This is a genomic window from Curtobacterium sp. MCPF17_051, from assembly GCF_003234595.1.
GTDB classification, from domain to species: domain Bacteria; phylum Actinomycetota; class Actinomycetes; order Actinomycetales; family Microbacteriaceae; genus Curtobacterium; species Curtobacterium flaccumfaciens.
The window spans coordinates 192,752-208,178 of the sequence record NZ_QKSE01000002.1 but is presented as its reverse complement, the minus strand read 5'-3'; the positions used below and the strand labels follow the sequence as shown (position 1 = coordinate 208,178).

Annotated in this window: 13 protein-coding genes and 2 tRNA genes; 8 read left to right on the top strand and 7 right to left on the bottom strand. The window is 69.2% G+C overall.

Features of this window, described 5'->3' with window-relative positions; translation table 11 throughout:
* Positions 1 to 65 precede the first annotated feature (65 nt).
* Positions 66 to 136, bottom strand: a tRNA-Gly gene (locus DEJ35_RS02405).
* Positions 137 to 190: 54 nt separating this feature from the next.
* Between DEJ35_RS02405 and DEJ35_RS02400 the strand changes: the two genes are divergently transcribed.
* From DEJ35_RS02400 to DEJ35_RS02380, 5 genes are all read left to right on the top strand, one after another.
* Positions 191 to 466 carry a hypothetical protein gene (locus tag DEJ35_RS02400; RefSeq protein ID WP_110859209.1) on the top strand — a complete coding sequence of 92 codons (276 nt, stop codon included), beginning with the start codon at positions 191 to 193 and terminating at the stop codon, positions 464 to 466.
* Between the two features lie 93 nt (positions 467 to 559).
* Positions 560 to 636: transfer RNA gene (locus tag DEJ35_RS02395), tRNA-Pro, on the top strand.
* Between the two features lie 53 nt (positions 637 to 689).
* Positions 690 to 1,997 carry a trigger factor gene (gene tig / locus DEJ35_RS02390; protein WP_027464695.1) on the top strand — a complete coding sequence of 436 codons (1,308 nt, stop codon included), beginning with the start codon at positions 690 to 692 and terminating at the stop codon, positions 1,995 to 1,997.
* Between the two features lie 169 nt (positions 1,998 to 2,166).
* Positions 2,167 to 2,796 carry an ATP-dependent Clp protease proteolytic subunit gene (locus DEJ35_RS02385; protein ID WP_035807635.1) on the top strand — a complete coding sequence of 210 codons (630 nt, stop codon included), beginning with the start codon at positions 2,167 to 2,169 and terminating at the stop codon, positions 2,794 to 2,796.
* A 26-nt stretch (positions 2,797 to 2,822) separates the two neighbouring features.
* Positions 2,823 to 3,482 (top strand): ATP-dependent Clp protease proteolytic subunit, encoded by a 660-nt coding sequence (locus DEJ35_RS02380; RefSeq protein ID WP_027464696.1) that lies wholly within the window; start codon positions 2,823 to 2,825, stop codon positions 3,480 to 3,482.
* 63 nt (positions 3,483 to 3,545) lie between these two features.
* On the opposite strand, the gene DEJ35_RS02375 is transcribed toward DEJ35_RS02380, so the two are convergent.
* Both DEJ35_RS02375 and DEJ35_RS02370 read right to left on the bottom strand, forming a co-directional pair.
* On the bottom strand, positions 3,546 to 4,154 hold the full coding sequence (locus DEJ35_RS02375) for a copper resistance CopC family protein (RefSeq protein ID WP_181435476.1): 609 nt from the start codon (positions 4,152 to 4,154) through the stop codon (positions 3,546 to 3,548).
* Between the two features lie 50 nt (positions 4,155 to 4,204).
* Positions 4,205 to 4,933: a YcnI family protein gene (locus DEJ35_RS02370; RefSeq protein ID WP_181435475.1), complete on the bottom strand. Its 729-nt coding sequence runs from the start codon at positions 4,931 to 4,933 to the stop codon at positions 4,205 to 4,207.
* 236 nt (positions 4,934 to 5,169) lie between these two features.
* On the opposite strand from DEJ35_RS02370, the gene clpX reads away from it, so the two are divergent.
* A complete protein-coding gene (gene clpX, locus DEJ35_RS02365) occupies positions 5,170 to 6,450 on the top strand; it encodes an ATP-dependent Clp protease ATP-binding subunit ClpX (protein ID WP_017886000.1) in 1,281 nt (426 codons plus the stop codon).
* A 139-nt stretch (positions 6,451 to 6,589) separates the two neighbouring features.
* On the opposite strand, the gene DEJ35_RS02360 is transcribed toward clpX, so the two are convergent.
* Both DEJ35_RS02360 and DEJ35_RS02355 read right to left on the bottom strand, forming a co-directional pair.
* A complete protein-coding gene (locus tag DEJ35_RS02360; protein ID WP_111191971.1) occupies positions 6,590 to 8,614 on the bottom strand; it encodes a M3 family metallopeptidase in 2,025 nt (674 codons plus the stop codon).
* Positions 8,615 to 8,917: 303 nt separating this feature from the next.
* On the bottom strand, positions 8,918 to 9,499 hold the full coding sequence (locus DEJ35_RS02355) for a TetR/AcrR family transcriptional regulator (protein WP_110859213.1): 582 nt from the start codon (positions 9,497 to 9,499) through the stop codon (positions 8,918 to 8,920).
* 122 nt (positions 9,500 to 9,621) lie between these two features.
* On the opposite strand from DEJ35_RS02355, the gene DEJ35_RS02350 reads away from it, so the two are divergent.
* The gene (locus tag DEJ35_RS02350; RefSeq protein WP_111191970.1) at positions 9,622 to 10,461 is read left to right on the top strand and encodes an alpha/beta fold hydrolase; all 840 of its coding nucleotides are present in this window, start codon (positions 9,622 to 9,624) and stop codon (positions 10,459 to 10,461) included.
* Between the two features lie 140 nt (positions 10,462 to 10,601).
* On the opposite strand, the gene DEJ35_RS02345 is transcribed toward DEJ35_RS02350, so the two are convergent.
* A complete protein-coding gene (locus DEJ35_RS02345) occupies positions 10,602 to 10,853 on the bottom strand; it encodes a hypothetical protein (protein WP_181420000.1) in 252 nt (83 codons plus the stop codon).
* Between the two features lie 93 nt (positions 10,854 to 10,946).
* Complete coding sequence (gene valS, locus DEJ35_RS02340; protein WP_258378412.1) at positions 10,947 to 13,544, bottom strand: valine--tRNA ligase; 2,598 nt, start codon at positions 13,542 to 13,544, stop codon at positions 10,947 to 10,949.
* Between the two features lie 286 nt (positions 13,545 to 13,830).
* Here valS and proP point away from each other — a divergent pair, with 286 nt between their 5' ends.
* Positions 13,831 to 15,396 carry a glycine betaine/L-proline transporter ProP gene (gene proP / locus DEJ35_RS02335; RefSeq protein ID WP_258369813.1) on the top strand — a complete coding sequence of 522 codons (1,566 nt, stop codon included), beginning with the start codon at positions 13,831 to 13,833 and terminating at the stop codon, positions 15,394 to 15,396.
* Positions 15,397 to 15,427: the final 31 nt, after the last annotated feature.

The following is a 15,427-nucleotide window of genomic DNA, read 5'->3' as shown; positions in this document are numbered from 1 at the left end:
TTTTGGAGGGGTTCGGCCTCAGTGCCCGTCGCCTGGGCGGGCCTACTTCTCAGTAGCCACAAGAGAGGGGATGACGGGAATCGAACCCGCGTAGCCAGTTTGGAAGACTGGGGCTCTACCATTGAGCTACATCCCCGTGCCTGCGCACCAGGCGCAGCCCGACCATCGTAGCGGACGAACGAGCACCGACATGCCGACGCGCGTCATCCCGAAGCCGGACCCCGGCGCCGCGCGGACCATCCGCTGGTCGCGGGTGGTCTCGTACGTGCTGGTGGTCCTCGCCGCCGCGGTCCTGTCCCTGCGCCCTGACCTGTTCGGCGATCCGCAGTCGCAGCCCGCGCACGCACTGCTGCACGTCTGGCGGATCGTCGTCGGACTGCTGCTCGCGGTCGCCGCACTCGGGGTCCAGGTGGCCGTCGGGATCCGTTGGCGACGCGGACTGCGACGTGCCGCTGACGACGACTGAACAACGTCCGGGAACAGCGCGGCGTCGGACCGCTAGACTCACCGGGGTCGCATGCGCCCTGCGCGTGCGCGGCCGATCCCTGGCACACACCAACGGGGCGTAGCTCAGCTTGGTAGAGCGCCCGCTTTGGGAGCGGGAGGTCGCAGGTTCAAATCCTGTCGCCCCGACCAGGTCCTTCGAGCACCACCGACCACACGAACGTCAACCAACAGGAGAACATCCCTTGGCCACCAGCACCGTCGACAAGGTGAGCGACACCCGCGTCAAGCTCACCGTGAACGTGACGCCGGACGATCTCAAGCCGAGCATCGACCACGCCTACAAGCACATCGCCGAGCAGATCAACATCCCCGGCTTCCGCAAGGGCAAGGTCCCGCCGGCGATCGTCGACCAGCGCGTCGGCCGCGGCGAGGTCCTGAACCACGCCGTCGGTGACGCCATCGACAACTTCTACCGCCAGGCGGTCGAAGAGCAGGAGCTGCGCATCCTCGGCCGTGCCGAGGCCGACGTCGCCGAGCTGCCGAACGTCGCGGACTTCACCGGCGACCTCGTCCTCACCTTCGAGGTCGACGTCCGCCCTGAGTTCGACCTGCCGGACTACTCCTCGTACGAGCTCACCGTCGACGCCGTCGAGGTGTCGGACGACGAGATCGAAGAGGAACTGCAGAACCTCCGCACCCGCTTCGGCACGCTCGTGACGGTCGACCGTCCGGCGAAGACCGGCGACTTCGCGCAGATCGACCTCACCGCCAGCATCGGTGACGACGAGGTCGACTCGGCCACCGGCGTCTCCTACGAGATCGGCTCCGGCGACCTGCTCGAGGGCATCGACGAGGCGCTCGAGTCCCTGACCGCCGGTGAGTCGACGACCTTCGAGTCGAAGCTCGTCGGTGGCGACCGCGAGGGCGAGACCGCCCAGATCGCCGTCACCGTCACCGCCGTCAAGGAGCGCGAGCTCCCCGAGGCCGACGACGAGTTCGCCCAGATCGCCAGCCAGTTCGACACCATCGACGAGCTCAAGGCGGACCTCAAGGAGCAGATCGCGAAGTCCAAGACCTTCGGTCAGGGCGCCGCGGCTCGCGACAAGCTCGTCGAGAAGCTCACCGAGGACGTCAACATCCCGATCTCGGAGCAGCTCATCGCCGACGAGGTGCACCGTCACCTCGAGCAGGAGAACCGCCTCGAGGACGAGGAGCACCGCAAGGAGGTCTCCGAGTCCAGCGAGACCGCCTTCCGCTCGCAGATCCTCCTCGACGCGATCGCCGAGAAGGAAGAGATCCAGGTCTCGCAGGAGGAACTGACCCAGTACCTCATCCAGGCCGCCGCGCAGTACGGCATGGAGCCGGCCGAGTTCATCAAGGTCATCGACCAGAACGGCCAGATCCCCGGCATGGTCGGCGAGGTCGCCCGTTCGAAGGCGGTCGCGACCGTCCTGTCGAAGGTGACCGTCAAGGACACCAACGGCGACGCCGTCGACCTGTCCGCCTTCACGGCGGGCGTCGCGCAGGAGCCGGCAGGGGACGCCGAGTAACGATCTCGACGCCACCAGCACGACTTGACGGGAGGCACGGTGCCAGCTGGCACCGTGCCTCCCGTCCGTCGTTTCCGCACCTTCGCATTGCCGACAGCGAACAGACGAGAACTGGTGCGTTGCACCCGATAAGTTCGACAACAAGCGACAACTGAACGGGAGCTTTTCCATGGCCGAAGCAACACTGAACCCCAGTGTTTTTGACCGCCTTCTGAGAGACCGGATCGTGTGGCTCGGCTCCGAGGTCCGCGACGACAACTCGAACGAGATCGCAGCCAAGCTGCTGCTGCTCGCCGCCGAGGACCCTGAGAAGGACATCTACCTCTACATCAACTCGCCCGGTGGTTCGATCACCGCCGGCATGGCGATCTACGACACGATGCAGTTCGTCCCGAACGACATCGTCACCGTGGGCATCGGCCTCGCCGCGTCGATGGGACAGTTCCTGCTGTCCTCCGGCACGCCCGGCAAGCGCTACATCACGCCGAACGCGCGCGTGCTGCTCCACCAGCCGTCCGGTGGCTTCGGCGGTACCGCCGCCGACATCCAGACGCAGGCCAAGGTCATCCTCGACATGAAGCAGCGCATGGCGGAGCTCACGGCCGAGCAGACCGGCAAGTCGGTCGAGCAGATCCTCAAGGACAACGACCGCGACAACTGGTTCACGGCGCAGGAAGCGCTCGAGTACGGCTTCGTCGACCACCTCCGCGCCTCGAGCGCCGAGGTCATCGGCGGTGGTGGCACCGTCGGCGACGGCGAGACGCCCACCAGCGCAGCCGAGCCCGACGCCCAGTCCTGATCACCACCGAAGAAAAGGAAACGAGAATGCATCTCCCCATGCTCGGTGGCGCGCAGAACGTCCCGGCTCCGTCCAATCGGTACATCCTGCCGAGCTTCGAAGAGCGCACGGCCTACGGCTACAAGCGCCAGGACCCGTACGCCAAGCTGTTCGAGGACCGCATCGTGTTCCTCGGCGTGCAGGTCGATGACGCGTCGGCTGACGACGTCATGGCCCAGCTGCTCGTGCTCGAGTCGATGGACCCCGACCGCGACATCGTGATGTACATCAACTCGCCCGGTGGCTCGTTCACCGCGATGACGGCGATCTACGACACGATGCAGTACATCCGTCCGCAGATCCAGACGGTCTGCCTCGGCCAGGCTGCCTCGGCCGCGTCGGTGCTCCTCGCCGGTGGCACCCCCGGCAAGCGCCTCGCGCTGCCGAACGCCCGTGTGCTGATCCACCAGCCCGCGACCCAGCAGGGTGGCGGTCAGGCGTCCGACATCGAGATCCAGGCGGCGGAGATCCTCCGCATGCGCACCTGGCTCGAGGAGACGCTGTCGAAGCACTCCAACAAGACGCCGGAGGAGATCAACCACGACATCGAGCGCGACAAGATCATGTCCGCGCAGGAAGCCGTGGAGTACGGCCTGATCGACCAGGTCCTCACCAGCCGCAAGAACCTGCCGGCGCTCGTCAAGTAGCACCAGCACGAACGACGAAGGCCCCGCACCGAACGGTGCGGGGCCTTCGTCGTTGCGCGGTGGTCAGTCGTCGGTGTCGTCGGACTCCGGGGCCGGCTTGCGACGCAGGAGCAGCAGCACCGCGACGACCACGCCGACCAGCACGATGCCACCGGCGCCGATCCAGATCGCGTCGGACGCCGCCGAGTCGCTCGACCCCGAGGCCGTGCCGGTGGTGGTGTCCGAGCCGGTGTCGTCGTCACCCGCAGTGGCGCAGGTCGGGGGCTTCGCCGCACCCGAGGCCGGAGTGAAGCCCGACGGTGCCTTCCAGGTGAAGGGGTACTCGTCGGACACGGTGTGCCCGTCGGCGGAGACGATCTGCCACTCGACGGTGTACCCGCCCGAGTCGCCGAGTGCGGCGGTCGTGGTCATCGACGGCCCCTCGACGTCGACGCAGCCGTCCTCGTAGTACCTGCCGTCGGGGCCGACGATGCGGAACGCGAAGCCCGACCCCGAGTCGCCGATGTCGAGCAGCTTGTCGTTCGTCGTGATGTCGAACGTCTCCGGCAGTTCGGTCAGGGTGCCGCCGACCTCGGGGTCGGACGAGACCAGGTAGTTGTGCGCGCTGGCCGGACCGGCGAGCCCGAGGACCGCACCACCGGCGATCGCGACGGCCGCGGCGGTCCCGGCCACGAGCCTCCAGGCAGAGGGCCGCGGGTGGGACCGACGCGAGCCGCGCCGCGTCACTTGGCGGAGCTCCGACGACGCGTGCCGGCGACGGCGACGACCAGTGCGACGGCACCGAGCACCAGGCCGCCGAGGCCGAGGAAGCGACCGACCAGGTCGGGGTCGCTCGAGGCGGTCGTGCCGGCGGCCTCGGCCGTCGGGGTCGCGGCGATCGGGTCACCGTCGTCGTCCGTCGCCTCGGCGGCGGTCAGCGTGATCGAGGGTGCCGGGTGCTCGGGCTCGGCTTCGCCGGCCTTCTGCTCCTGGTTCCACTCGACGCTGCCCTTCTCGCAGGTCTGGATCGCGGGGAACTCGACGAGGTCACTGGCCTTGCCGTCCGGCAGCGAGAACGAGAGTGCGAAGGTGTCGCGCTCGTCGGCGGGCAGGGGGGTCTTCGCGGTGTACGTGACGCTGGTGACACGCTCGGCGGCCGTCTCGGCGTGGTCCTCGTCCGATGCCGAGGCCGACGGGTCGGTGTAGGGCTCGGTCGCCTTCGTGATCGTCCAGTTCGGGTTCACGGTGGGCGTGACCTCGATGACGGACTCCGGCACCTGGAACTCGATCTTGGTGGTGGGGGAGCCGTCGCAGCCGTGCGGGACCGAGAAGGTCGCCGTGGTGTACGAGTTCGCTGCGGTCGACGTGGCCGTGGCGGACACGTGCGCGCTGGCCGTCGTGGCGCTACCGAGGACGATGACGGCCGCGACACCGAGGGTGACGGCGCCGCCGGCGGCGAGACGCTTCTGCATGGGGTTCCTTCCGGGGTGGTTCTGCACCTGCTGTTCTACAAGATGTAGAGAAGTCCGGATCACCGTAGCAGGGTCGCACGCCCAGGGCGAACGCGCGGGCGGATTCCGGAGGGGCATCGCGGTCGGTGTCACCGGTTGCGGTTAGGCTCGTGTCCACGACGAGGTGCCCACCAGCAGCGGTGCACCAGCGGTGGTGCGACAGCGCGGCCGACATGTCCAATCAGGGAGGCACGGGAATGGCACGCATCGGAGAGAGCGGCGATCTCCTCAAGTGCTCGTTCTGCGGCAAGAGCCAGAAGCAGGTCCAGCAGCTCATCGCCGGACCGGGCGTCTACATCTGCGACGAGTGCGTCGAGCTCTGCAACGAGATCATCGAGGAACGTCTGGCCGAAGCCGGCGAGGACACCTCGAGCGGGGACTTCGAACTGCCCAAGCCGCGGGAGATCTTCGACTTCCTGCAGGAGTACGTCATCGGGCAGGACCCGGCGAAGCGCGCCCTCGCCGTGGCCGTCTACAACCACTACAAGCGCATCCGGGCGCAGGGGCAGATCACCGCCGCCGAAGACCGCGACGACATCGAGATCGCCAAGTCGAACATCCTGCTCATCGGCCCGACCGGCTGCGGCAAGACGTACCTGGCGCAGACGCTGGCCAAGCGCCTCAACGTGCCGTTCGCCGTCGCGGACGCCACCGCCCTGACCGAGGCCGGCTACGTCGGCGAGGACGTCGAGAACATCCTCCTCAAGCTCATCCAGGCCGCCGACTACGACGTGAAGCGCGCCGAGACCGGCATCATCTACATCGACGAGGTCGACAAGATCGCCCGCAAGGCCGAGAACCCGTCGATCACGCGCGACGTCTCCGGCGAGGGCGTGCAGCAGGCGCTGCTCAAGATCCTCGAGGGCACGGTCGCCTCGGTCCCGCCGCAGGGTGGCCGCAAGCACCCCCACCAGGAGTTCATCCAGATCGACACGACGAACGTGCTGTTCATCGTGGCGGGTGCGTTCGCCGGGCTCGAGGACATCGTGTCCTCGCGCGTCGGCAAGCGTGGGATCGGCTTCGGGGCGCCCCTGCACAGTGCGACCGACCACCAGGACCTCTACTCCGAGGTGCTGCCGGAAGACCTGCACAAGTTCGGTCTCATCCCCGAGTTCATCGGCCGTCTGCCCGTCGTCACCACGGTGTCGCAGCTCGACCAGGCGGCGCTCATGCAGATCCTCACCGAGCCGAAGAACGCGCTGGTCAAGCAGTACCAGCGGATGTTCCAGATCGACGGCGTCGAGCTCGAGTTCGACCAGGGTGCGCTCGAGGCCATCGCGGACCTCGCGGTGCTCCGCCAGACGGGCGCCCGCGGGCTCCGGGCGATCCTCGAAGAGGTCCTCGGCCCGGTGATGTTCGACGTCCCGTCCGACGACGACGTCGCCCGCGTGGTGATCACCCGTGAGTCCGTGCTCGAGAACGCGGCGCCGACGATCGTGCCGCGACCCCGGGCCAAGCGCGTCGAGAAGTCGGCGTAGCCCTCCGGAACCACGAAACGGACACAGCACCTCGGAATTCCGTGGTGCTGTGTCCGTTTCCTGGTGCAAGCCGGGGCCGGGGCCGGGGCCGGGGCCCGTGCCGGTGTCGCCGCCGGCGCCGCCGGTGTCGCCGCCGCGCCTACTCCAGCCCGCGGCGCCGCAGCAGCGGGCCGACCTCGGCGTCGCGGCCGCGGAAGTCCCGGTACGCCTCCAGTGGGTCCTTCGCCCCGCCGACCCCGAGCAGCCGCTCGGCGAACCGCTTGCCAGCCCCGCGGTCCAGCCCGCCGTTGTCGCGGAACCACTCCACCGTGTCGGCGTCGAGCACCTCGGACCAGATGTACCCGTAGTACCCGGCGTCGTACCCGCCCGAGAACGTGTGCGCGAAGTACGTCGACGAGTAGCGCGGCGGCACGGCCTCGACCGCGATGCCGGCGGCGGCGAGGGCGTCTCGCTCGAAGTCCTCGACGGACGTCACCGCCGCGGCGTCGGCTGCCGAGAGCCGGTGCCACGCCTGGTCGAGCAGTGCTGCGGCGAGGTACTCGGTGGTGCCGAAGCCCTCGTTGAACCCCTCGGACTCGCTGAGCCCCAGGACGAGCTCGGGCGGCAGGGGCGCGCCGGTCTCGTGGTGCTTCGCGTAGTTCGCCAGCACGGACGGCCACGACAGCCACATCTCGTTCACCTGGCTCGGGAACTCGACGAAGTCCCGCTCGACGTTCGTGCCGGAGAACCGCGGGTAGGTGGTGCGGGCGATGAGGCCGTGCAGGGCATGCCCGAACTCGTGGAAGAGCGTCTCGACCTCGTCCTGGATGAGCAGGGTGGGGGAGCCGGCGGACGGCTTCGCGACGTTGAGGTTGTTGACCACGACGGGCAGGGTGCCGAGCAGCTCGGACTGCTCGACGACGGGGTTCATCCACGCGCCGCCGCGCTTGCCGTCGCGCGTGTAGAGATCGAGCAGGTACAGTCCGACGGGCTCGTCGTCGTCGCCGGTGACCTCGAAGACCCGCACCTCGTCGTTGTAGCCGTGCAGGTCCGGGCGCTCGGTGAAGGTCAGACCGTACAGGGTGCCCGCGGCGTGGAAGACCCCGTCGTGCAGGACCCGGTCGGCCTCGAAGTACGGGCGGAGCGCGGTGCTGTCCGCGGCGAACTGCTCACCTCGCAGGATCTCGGTGGCGTACGCCCAGTCCCACGACTCGATGTCGAAGCCGACCGTGCGCGACCGGACCGCGCGTTCGTCGTCGGCGTTCCGTGCAGCAGCGCCGACGAGCGAGGACAGCAGCCCGTCGACGGCCTCGGGGGTCTTCGCCGTCTCGTCGGCGGTGACCACAGCGGCGTGGTTCGGGAACCCGAGCAGCTCGGCGCGCTCCGCGCGGAGCCGGACGATGCGGAGCAGCACGTCGCGGTTGTCGTACTCGTTGCCGCGACGACCGCGGGCGAGCGACGCGCGCATGATCCGCTCGCGCAGGTCCCGGTTCGCCAGCGAGGACAGCCACGGGTGTCCTGTGTAGAGCGGCAGCGTGATGAGCCAGCCGTCCAGGCCCCGGTCGGCAGCCGCGGCGGCCGCGGCGGACTTCGCACCGTCGTCGAGCCCCTCGAGCTCGTCCTCGCTGGTCACGTGCACGGCGGAGTCGTTGGTGTCCTCGAGCAGGTTCCGCTCGAAGGTCGTCGTGAGGGTCGAGAGCTCCTGGTTGATCGCGGTCAGACGCTCCTTGCCCGCGTCGTCGAGGCCCGCGCCCGCCAGGGTCATCTCGGCGTGCGTCCGCTCGACCAGTCGCAGTGCCTCGCCCGCCAGTCCGGCGGCCTCGGCACCGTCGAGCACCGCCTGCACGCGGGCGTACAGGCGGGAGTCGAGCGTGATCGCGTCGCGGTGGGCGGCGAGGAGCGGGGAGACCTCGGCCTCGAGGTCGTGCAACTCCGGGGTCGAGTCGGCCGACGACAGCGTGAAGAACACGTGGCTGACGCGGGTCAGCAGCTGCCCGGATCGCTCGAGTGCGACCAGGGTGTTCTCGACCGTCGGGGCGTTCGGGTCGGTGGCGATGGCCTCGACCTCGGCGCGCTGCTCGGCCATGCCGGCCTCGAACGCCGGTCGGTAGTGCTCGAGTCGCACGTCGTTGAAGGGCGGCAGGGCGTAGGGGAGGGTGCTCGGGACGTCGAACGGGGTTGCCATCTGCCCACCCTATGCACGGGTGCTGGAGTGCGTTCCTTCCCATGACGCCCGGACTGGGAAGCGGATTCGGGCGTACCTGGTCGAAACAACCCACCCGGTACGCCCGGAAGCACCAGGTACGCCCGGAAACACCAGGTACGCCCGGAACGACCCGGTACGCCCGGAAACACCCGGTACGCCCGGAAACAACAGGTACGCCCGGAACGACCCGGGGAGCGCACCCGCGCGCGGCGCGACCAGTGAGCGGACGGGAGGCCCGTGGCGGTCTCGCCACGGGCCTCCCGTCCGCATCGTGGTCGCGGGTCAGCGCATCGCGGCGTCGATCAGGGTCACGGCGGCACGGCGCGCGTGCGCGGCCGGCGCCGTGGTGCCGGCGATGGCCGCGGTGGTCTGCGCGCCCTCGGCGAGCAGTGCGAGCTGCGCGGCGAGCTCTTCGGCGTGCTCGGGGTCGGTGACGACCTCGGCGGTGAGCCGCTGCACGAACCGCTGGAACGAGTCCTTGTGCTCGCGCGCGATCTCGGCGACCGCGGGCGAGGTCGCGCCGAGCTCGCCGAACGCGTTGATGAACCCGCAGCCGCGGAACGTGTCGTCGCCGAACCACGACTCGAGGAAGTCGTAGACCGCCAGGAGCTTGTCGCGCGGGCTGGCCGCAGCCTCGACCGCGCCGTGCACGCCCTGCTCCCACATGTCGTGGCGGCCGGCGAGCACCGCGGCGATGAGCTGCTCCTTGCCGGGGAACGCCGCGTACAGCTTCTTGAGGGAGACCCCTGCGCCCGTGCGGATCTCGTCCATCCCCACGGACTGGATCCCGCGCGTGTAGAACAGCTGGTCCGCGACCTCGACGATGTGTGCTCGGACGTCCGGCTCGACGGTGCTGGTGGCCATGTGTGTACCCCGTTCCCTGAGTGTTCACCGTTCTCGACTTGCGCCGGGAACGGGCGTTCTCTACTGTAGTCCACATCGGCGGAGAACGATCGTTCTCCGCGATACCCAGGGAAGGAACGATCATGGGTGCCATCACCGTCGGAACCGAGAACAGCGTCGACATCGAACTCCACTACGAGGACAAGGGCCAGGGGCAGCCGATCGTGCTGATCCACGGCTTCCCCCTCGACGGCAACTCGTGGGAGGGGCAGGTCCCGATGCTCCTCGAGGCCGGCTACCGCGTCATCACGTACGACCGCCGTGGCTTCGGCCAGTCCTCGCAGCCGTCCACCGGCTACGACTACGACACCTTCGCCGACGACCTGCACACGGTCCTCGAGACCCTCGACCTGCGCGACGTGATCCTCGTCGGCTTCTCGATGGGCACCGGTGAGATCGCCCGCTACATCGGCCGCCACGGTGAGGACCGGATCGCGAAGGTCGCGTTCCTGGCCTCGCTCGAGCCGTTCCTCGCCATCACCGACGACAACCCCGACGGCGCCGGCCCGATGTCGTTCTTCAAGGGCGTCGCCGCCGACGTGGCGAAGGACCGCTACGCGTACTTCACGAACTTCTACCAGGACTTCTTCAACCTGTCGGAGAACCTCGGCTCCCGCATCTCCGAGGAGCAGGTCCGCAACGCCTGGAACATCGCGGCCGGCTCCGGCTCGATCGCGTCCGCTGCAGCACCCCTGACCTGGCCGACCGACTTCCGCCAGGACATCCCGAAGGTCACCGTCCCCGCCCTGATCGTGCACGGCACGTCGGACAACATCCTGCCCATCGACGCCACCGGCCGACGCTTCACCCAGGCCCTGCCCGCGGCGGAGTACGTCGAGATCGAGGGCGCCCCGCACGGCCTGCTCACCACGCACACCGCCGAGGTGAACGAGGTCCTGCGCACCTGGCTCGCCGAGTCCTGATCCCTCGGCGATCACGCGGGCGCTCCCCGGAGGGGGCGTCCGCATCGTGAGCAGGAATGGTCGGGTCCCCACCGGGGACCCGACCATTCGTGCACACCGAGCGAGGTCCGCGCAGCGAACCACGCGCAGCGCGCCGCGCGCTAGTCCTCTTCGCCCGCGTCGTCGGGGTTCGTCACCTGGGCGTGCCCGAGCGCGTCGAGGTGGATCGAGGTCCCGTCGTCGAGCTCGACGATCGGCTTGCCCTCGAGGAACGTCAGGGTCCAGCCCCACGTCGCCGTGTCGACGGATTCCGCCGCGAGTTCGTCCTCGACCTCGCGCACGGCGACGACCATCACCTCGGGCAGTCGCGCAGGCGGCTCCCCACCCACGTTCCAGCGTGTGCCCAACTGCATCCGTGCCTCCAGTCCGTTCGTTTCGTGAGCAGGAATGGTCGGGTCCGCCTGACGGACCCGACCATTCCGGCTCACCATGCGTCGTGCGCGAGCCTACGACGCCGGCTGCTCCGCGAGCTCGATCTCGGTGACGGCGAGCTCGTCGCCGTCGACGAACGACAGGTTCTCGATCCGGCCCACGGCCGCCAGGTCCACCGCTGCGCGCTCGATGAGCACCCGCGTCTCGGCGGGTGCCGCCACGACCGCACGCGTCACGGGCGTCTTCTGCGACGCCTTCGCCGCCGTCTTCGCGCCGCGGATGCCGATGAGCGCCTGTCCGACGGCCGCGAGCAGCCCGGTGGGGGCCGCCTCGGTCGGCAGGTCGGCCGCGGTCGGCCAGGAGGCCCGGTGCACGCTGGTGTCGTGGGTCCAGGCCCACACCTCTTCCGTCGCGTACGGGAGGAACGGTGCCAGCAGCCGGAGCAGCACGTCGATCGCGCCGCGCAGCGCCAGGACCGCACTCGCCTGCGTCTCGTGCGTCGCGTCGGACGCGGTGCCGTAGGCGCGCTCCTTCACGAGCTCCAGGTAGTCGTCGCAGAACGTCCAGAAGAAGCGCTCGGTGATCTCGAGGGCACGGGCGTGGTCGAAGCCGTCGAACGCCGCGGTGGCCTGCTCGACGACCGCGCCGAGCTCGGCGAGCATGTCGACGTCGAGTGCCTCGGTGACGCTGGTGGCGCCCTCGGGCAGCGGGAAGCCGTAGACGAACTTCGCCGCGTTGAGCACCTTGATCGCCAGACGGCGGCCGACCTTGATCTGCTTCGGGTTCTGCGGGTCGAACGCCGCGTCGGTGCCGAGCTTCGACGAGGCCGCCCAGTAGCGGACCGCGTCGGCGCCGTGCTGCTCGAGGATCGACAGCGGCGTGACGACGTTGCCCTTCGACTTCGACATCTTCTTGCGGTCGGGGTCGACGATGAAGCCGGAGATCGAGGCGTGCTTCCACGGGACCACGTCGGCCTCGAGCTGGCTGCGGAGCACGGTGGTGAACAGCCAGGTGCGGATGATGTCCTGCGCCTGGGGGCGGACGTCGTACGGGTACACCAGGTCGTAGAGCGCCGGGTCGGTCTCCCACTTGCCCGCGAGCTGCGGGGTGAGCGACGAGGTGGCCCAGGTGTCCATGACGTCGAGCTCGCCCTGGAACCCGCCGGGCACGCCGCGCTGGTCCTCGGTGAAGCCGGGGGCGGGCTCGGAGGCCGGGTCGACGGGCAGCTGCGCCTCGGTCGGCACGATCGGCTGGTCGAACACCGGGTTGCCGTCGGCGTCGAGCGGGTACCAGACCGGCAGCGGCACGCCGAAGAAGCGCTGGCGCGAGATGAGCCAGTCGCCGGAGAGGCCACCGACCCAGTTGTCGTAGCGGACGCGCATGAAGTCCGGGTGGAACGCGATCTCCTCGCCGCGCTGGCGCAGCGTGCTCTTCAGCTGCTCGTCGCGCGCACCGTTCACGATGTACCACTGGCGGGTCGACACGATCTCGAGGGGCTTGTCGCCCTTCTCGAAGAACTTCACCGGGTGCTGGATGGTCTTGACGTCACCGATCAGCTCGCCGGACTCGGTCAGGGCGTCGACGACGACCTTCTTGGCCGAGAACACGGTCTTGCCGGCCATCTCGGCGTAGAGCTCCCGGCCCGTCGCCGACTCGATCCAGGCGGGCTCGTCGGAACGCACGCGGCCGTCGAAGCCGATGATCGCGCGGTTCGGCAGCTGCAGCTCGCGCCACCACACGACGTCGGTGGTGTCACCGAAGGTGCAGACCATCGCGATGCCGGCGCCCTTGTCCTTCTGCGCCAGGTGGTGTGCCAGCACCGGGACCTCGACGTCGAACAGCGGGGAGCGGACCGTGGTGCCGAAGAGGTCCTGGAACCGCTCGTCGTCCGGGTGTGCCACCAGGGCGACGCAGGCGGGCAGGAGCTCCGGGCGGGTGGTCTGGATGACGACGTCGTCGCCGCCGTCGGTGCGGTGGAAGGCGATGCCGTGGTACGCGCCGGGCATCTCCTTGTCCTCGAGCTCGGCCTGCGCGACCGCGGTGCGGAACGTGACGTCCCACAGGGTCGGGGCGTCGGCCTGGTAGGCCTCGCCACGCTCGAGGTTGCGCAGGAACGCGCGCTGGGCGCTGGCCCGCGAGGTGTCGTCGATGGTGCGGTACGACTGGGTCCAGTCGACCGACAGGCCGAGCGTGCGGAAGAGCTCCTCGAACTGCTGCTCGTCCTGCACGGTCAGGCGCTCGCACAGCTCGATGAAGTTGCGGCGCGACACGGGCAGCTGGTCGGCGGCCTTCGAGGACTTGCCGTCCCCGCCCTCGAACGGCGGCGTGAACTCGGGGTCGTACGGCAGGGTCGGGTCGCAGCGGACCCCGTAGTAGTTCTGCACGCGACGCTCGGTGGGCAGGCCGTTGTCGTCCCAGCCCATCGGGTAGAACACGTGCTTGCCGCGCATGCGCTCGAACCGGGCCTTGAGGTCGGTGTGCGTGTACGAGAACACGTGGCCGATGTGCAGCGAGCCGGAGGCGGTGGGCGGCGGGGTGTCGATCGACCACACGGCGTCGCGGTGACCGGCGGCGTCGCGGTCGAAGCGGTAGGTGCCGTCCTGTTCCCAGACGGGCCCCCAGACCTGCTCCAGTCCGTCGACGCTCGGCTTCTCGGGCATGGGCTTGGTCATGGTGCACCTTCCGTCCGTGTGTGCGGCACCGAGTCCGTGATGAGGTGCCTGAGTGTTCCGCGCCTGACGCGCGGTGCCCCAATCGTAGCGGCCGCGCACGGGCGCGCAGCCGGACGACGGGCGGCTCGCGGCCATCGCCGATCGGCGCCTAGCACACCGACCTGTCGGACACGCCCGGAGCCTGCTAGTCTTCCTGGGTTTGTCCGGCGAGCGCAGGGTTCGCAGGAGCTGCAACGTCGCCGTCCGCCGGACGCCCGAAGGAAGCACCGCACCCCGGAGGAACGACTTGGCACCGAACAACGCACCCCACCAGCACGGCGATCGGCCGTTGCGCACGAAGGGCGCCGCGAAGCGCGCTCGTCGCGATCTGACGAAGGACGACGTCACCGTCGTCGAGGAGTCGCTGCTCAAGCGTGCCGTCGCGGCTGCCGCGCTCGGCAACGCCATGGAGTGGTTCGACTTCGGCATCTTCGCGTACCTGACGGTCACCATCTCGCAGGTGTTCCTGCCGCAGGGCGACCCGGCGGCGAACATCGTCGCCACGTTCGGCTTCTTCGCCGCCGCGTTCATCGTGCGCCCGATCGGCGGTGCCGTGTTCGGCCCGATCGGCGACAAGATCGGCCGCCAGAAGGTCCTCGCGCTGACGATGATCCTGATGGCCGCCGGCACGCTCATGATCGGCCTGATCCCGTCGTACGACACGATCGGCTTCTGGGCCCCGGTCCTGCTGCTCGTCGCCCGCTTCGTGCAGGGCTTCTCGACCGGTGGTGAGTACGGCGGCGCCGCGACCTTCATCGCCGAGTACTCGCCCGACAAGCGCCGCGGCTTCATGGGCTCGTGGCTCGAGTTCGGCACCCTCGCCGGCTACGTGCTCGGCGCCTCGATCGTCACCGGCCTGCAGTTCGGCCTGTCCGAGGACGCCCTGCTCAGCTGGGGCTGGCGCATCCCGTTCATCATCGCGGGGCCCCTCGGCCTGATCGGCCTCTACCTGCGTCTCAAGCTCGAGGAGACCCCGGCGTTCCAGAAGCAGCAGGAGCAGGCCGCCGAGCGCGAGGGCCAGAAGACCCCGTTCCTCAAGCTCTTCGCCGAGAACTGGCGCTCGCTCATCATCTGCATCGGCCTGGTCCTGGTCTTCAACGTGACCGACTACATGCTGCTGTCGTACATGCCGACCTACCTCGAGCAGAACCTCGGCCAGAACGCCACGTTCGGCCTGATCCTCATCGTCATCGTGATGCTGCTCATGATGGTCGTCATCACCTTCGGTGGCCGACTGTCCGACCGGTTCGGGCGCCGTCCGGTGCTCGCCGCCGGCTGCATCGGCTTCATCCTGCTGTCCTGGCCGGCCCTCAAGCTGGTCCAGACCGGCACCGGCGTCGGCGTCTTCGCCGGCCTGCTGATCCTCGGCGTCGTGCTGGTCACGTTCACCTCGACCATGCCGTCGACGTTGCCCGCGCTGTTCCCGACGATCATCCGCTACGGCGCCCTGGCGATCGCGTTCAACGTGTCGGTGTCGCTCTTCGGCGGGACCACCCCGCTCGCGACCGCCGCGCTCATCAACGCCGCGAAGGACGCCGGGTACGGCTGGGCCGAGGACATCCCCGCGTTCTACCTGATGCTCGCCGCCGTGATCGGCCTGGTCGCGGTGTACTTCACCAAGGAGACCGCCGCGAGCCCGCTCATGGGCTCCGGCCCGACGGTCGGCTCCGAGGACGAGATCGCCGGCGTCATCGAGGACTACAACGACCCGACGTCGGAGCTCGCGAAGTCCGACTGGGCGAAGGACTTCTCGACGAGCGAGATCCCGATCATCTCGGCCGACGCGGCGCAGAAGGAACCCTCCGGTTCCTGACCACGGGGCCGCGGTGACGTCACGCGCGCAG

Bases quoted from the DNA above. Each gene is read 5' to 3' on its own strand.
- valS (WP_258378412.1), bottom strand. From the start codon at position 13,544: ATGACCAAGCCCATGCCCGAGAAGCCGAGCGTCGACGGACTGGAGCAG.
- DEJ35_RS02355 (WP_110859213.1), bottom strand. From the start codon at position 9,499: ATGGCCACCAGCACCGTCGAGCCGGACGTCCGAGCACACATCGTCGAG.
- DEJ35_RS02345 (WP_181420000.1), bottom strand. From the start codon at position 10,853: ATGCAGTTGGGCACACGCTGGAACGTGGGTGGGGAGCCGCCTGCGCGA.
- DEJ35_RS02350 (WP_111191970.1), top strand. From the start codon at position 9,622: ATGGGTGCCATCACCGTCGGAACCGAGAACAGCGTCGACATCGAACTC.
- DEJ35_RS02360 (WP_111191971.1), bottom strand. From the start codon at position 8,614: ATGGCAACCCCGTTCGACGTCCCGAGCACCCTCCCCTACGCCCTGCCG.
- DEJ35_RS02370 (WP_181435475.1), bottom strand. From the start codon at position 4,933: ATGCAGAAGCGTCTCGCCGCCGGCGGCGCCGTCACCCTCGGTGTCGCG.
- DEJ35_RS02380 (WP_027464696.1), top strand. From the start codon at position 2,823: ATGCATCTCCCCATGCTCGGTGGCGCGCAGAACGTCCCGGCTCCGTCC.
- DEJ35_RS02400 (WP_110859209.1), top strand. From the start codon at position 191: ATGCCGACGCGCGTCATCCCGAAGCCGGACCCCGGCGCCGCGCGGACC.
- clpX (WP_017886000.1), top strand. From the start codon at position 5,170: ATGGCACGCATCGGAGAGAGCGGCGATCTCCTCAAGTGCTCGTTCTGC.
- DEJ35_RS02385 (WP_035807635.1), top strand. From the start codon at position 2,167: ATGGCCGAAGCAACACTGAACCCCAGTGTTTTTGACCGCCTTCTGAGA.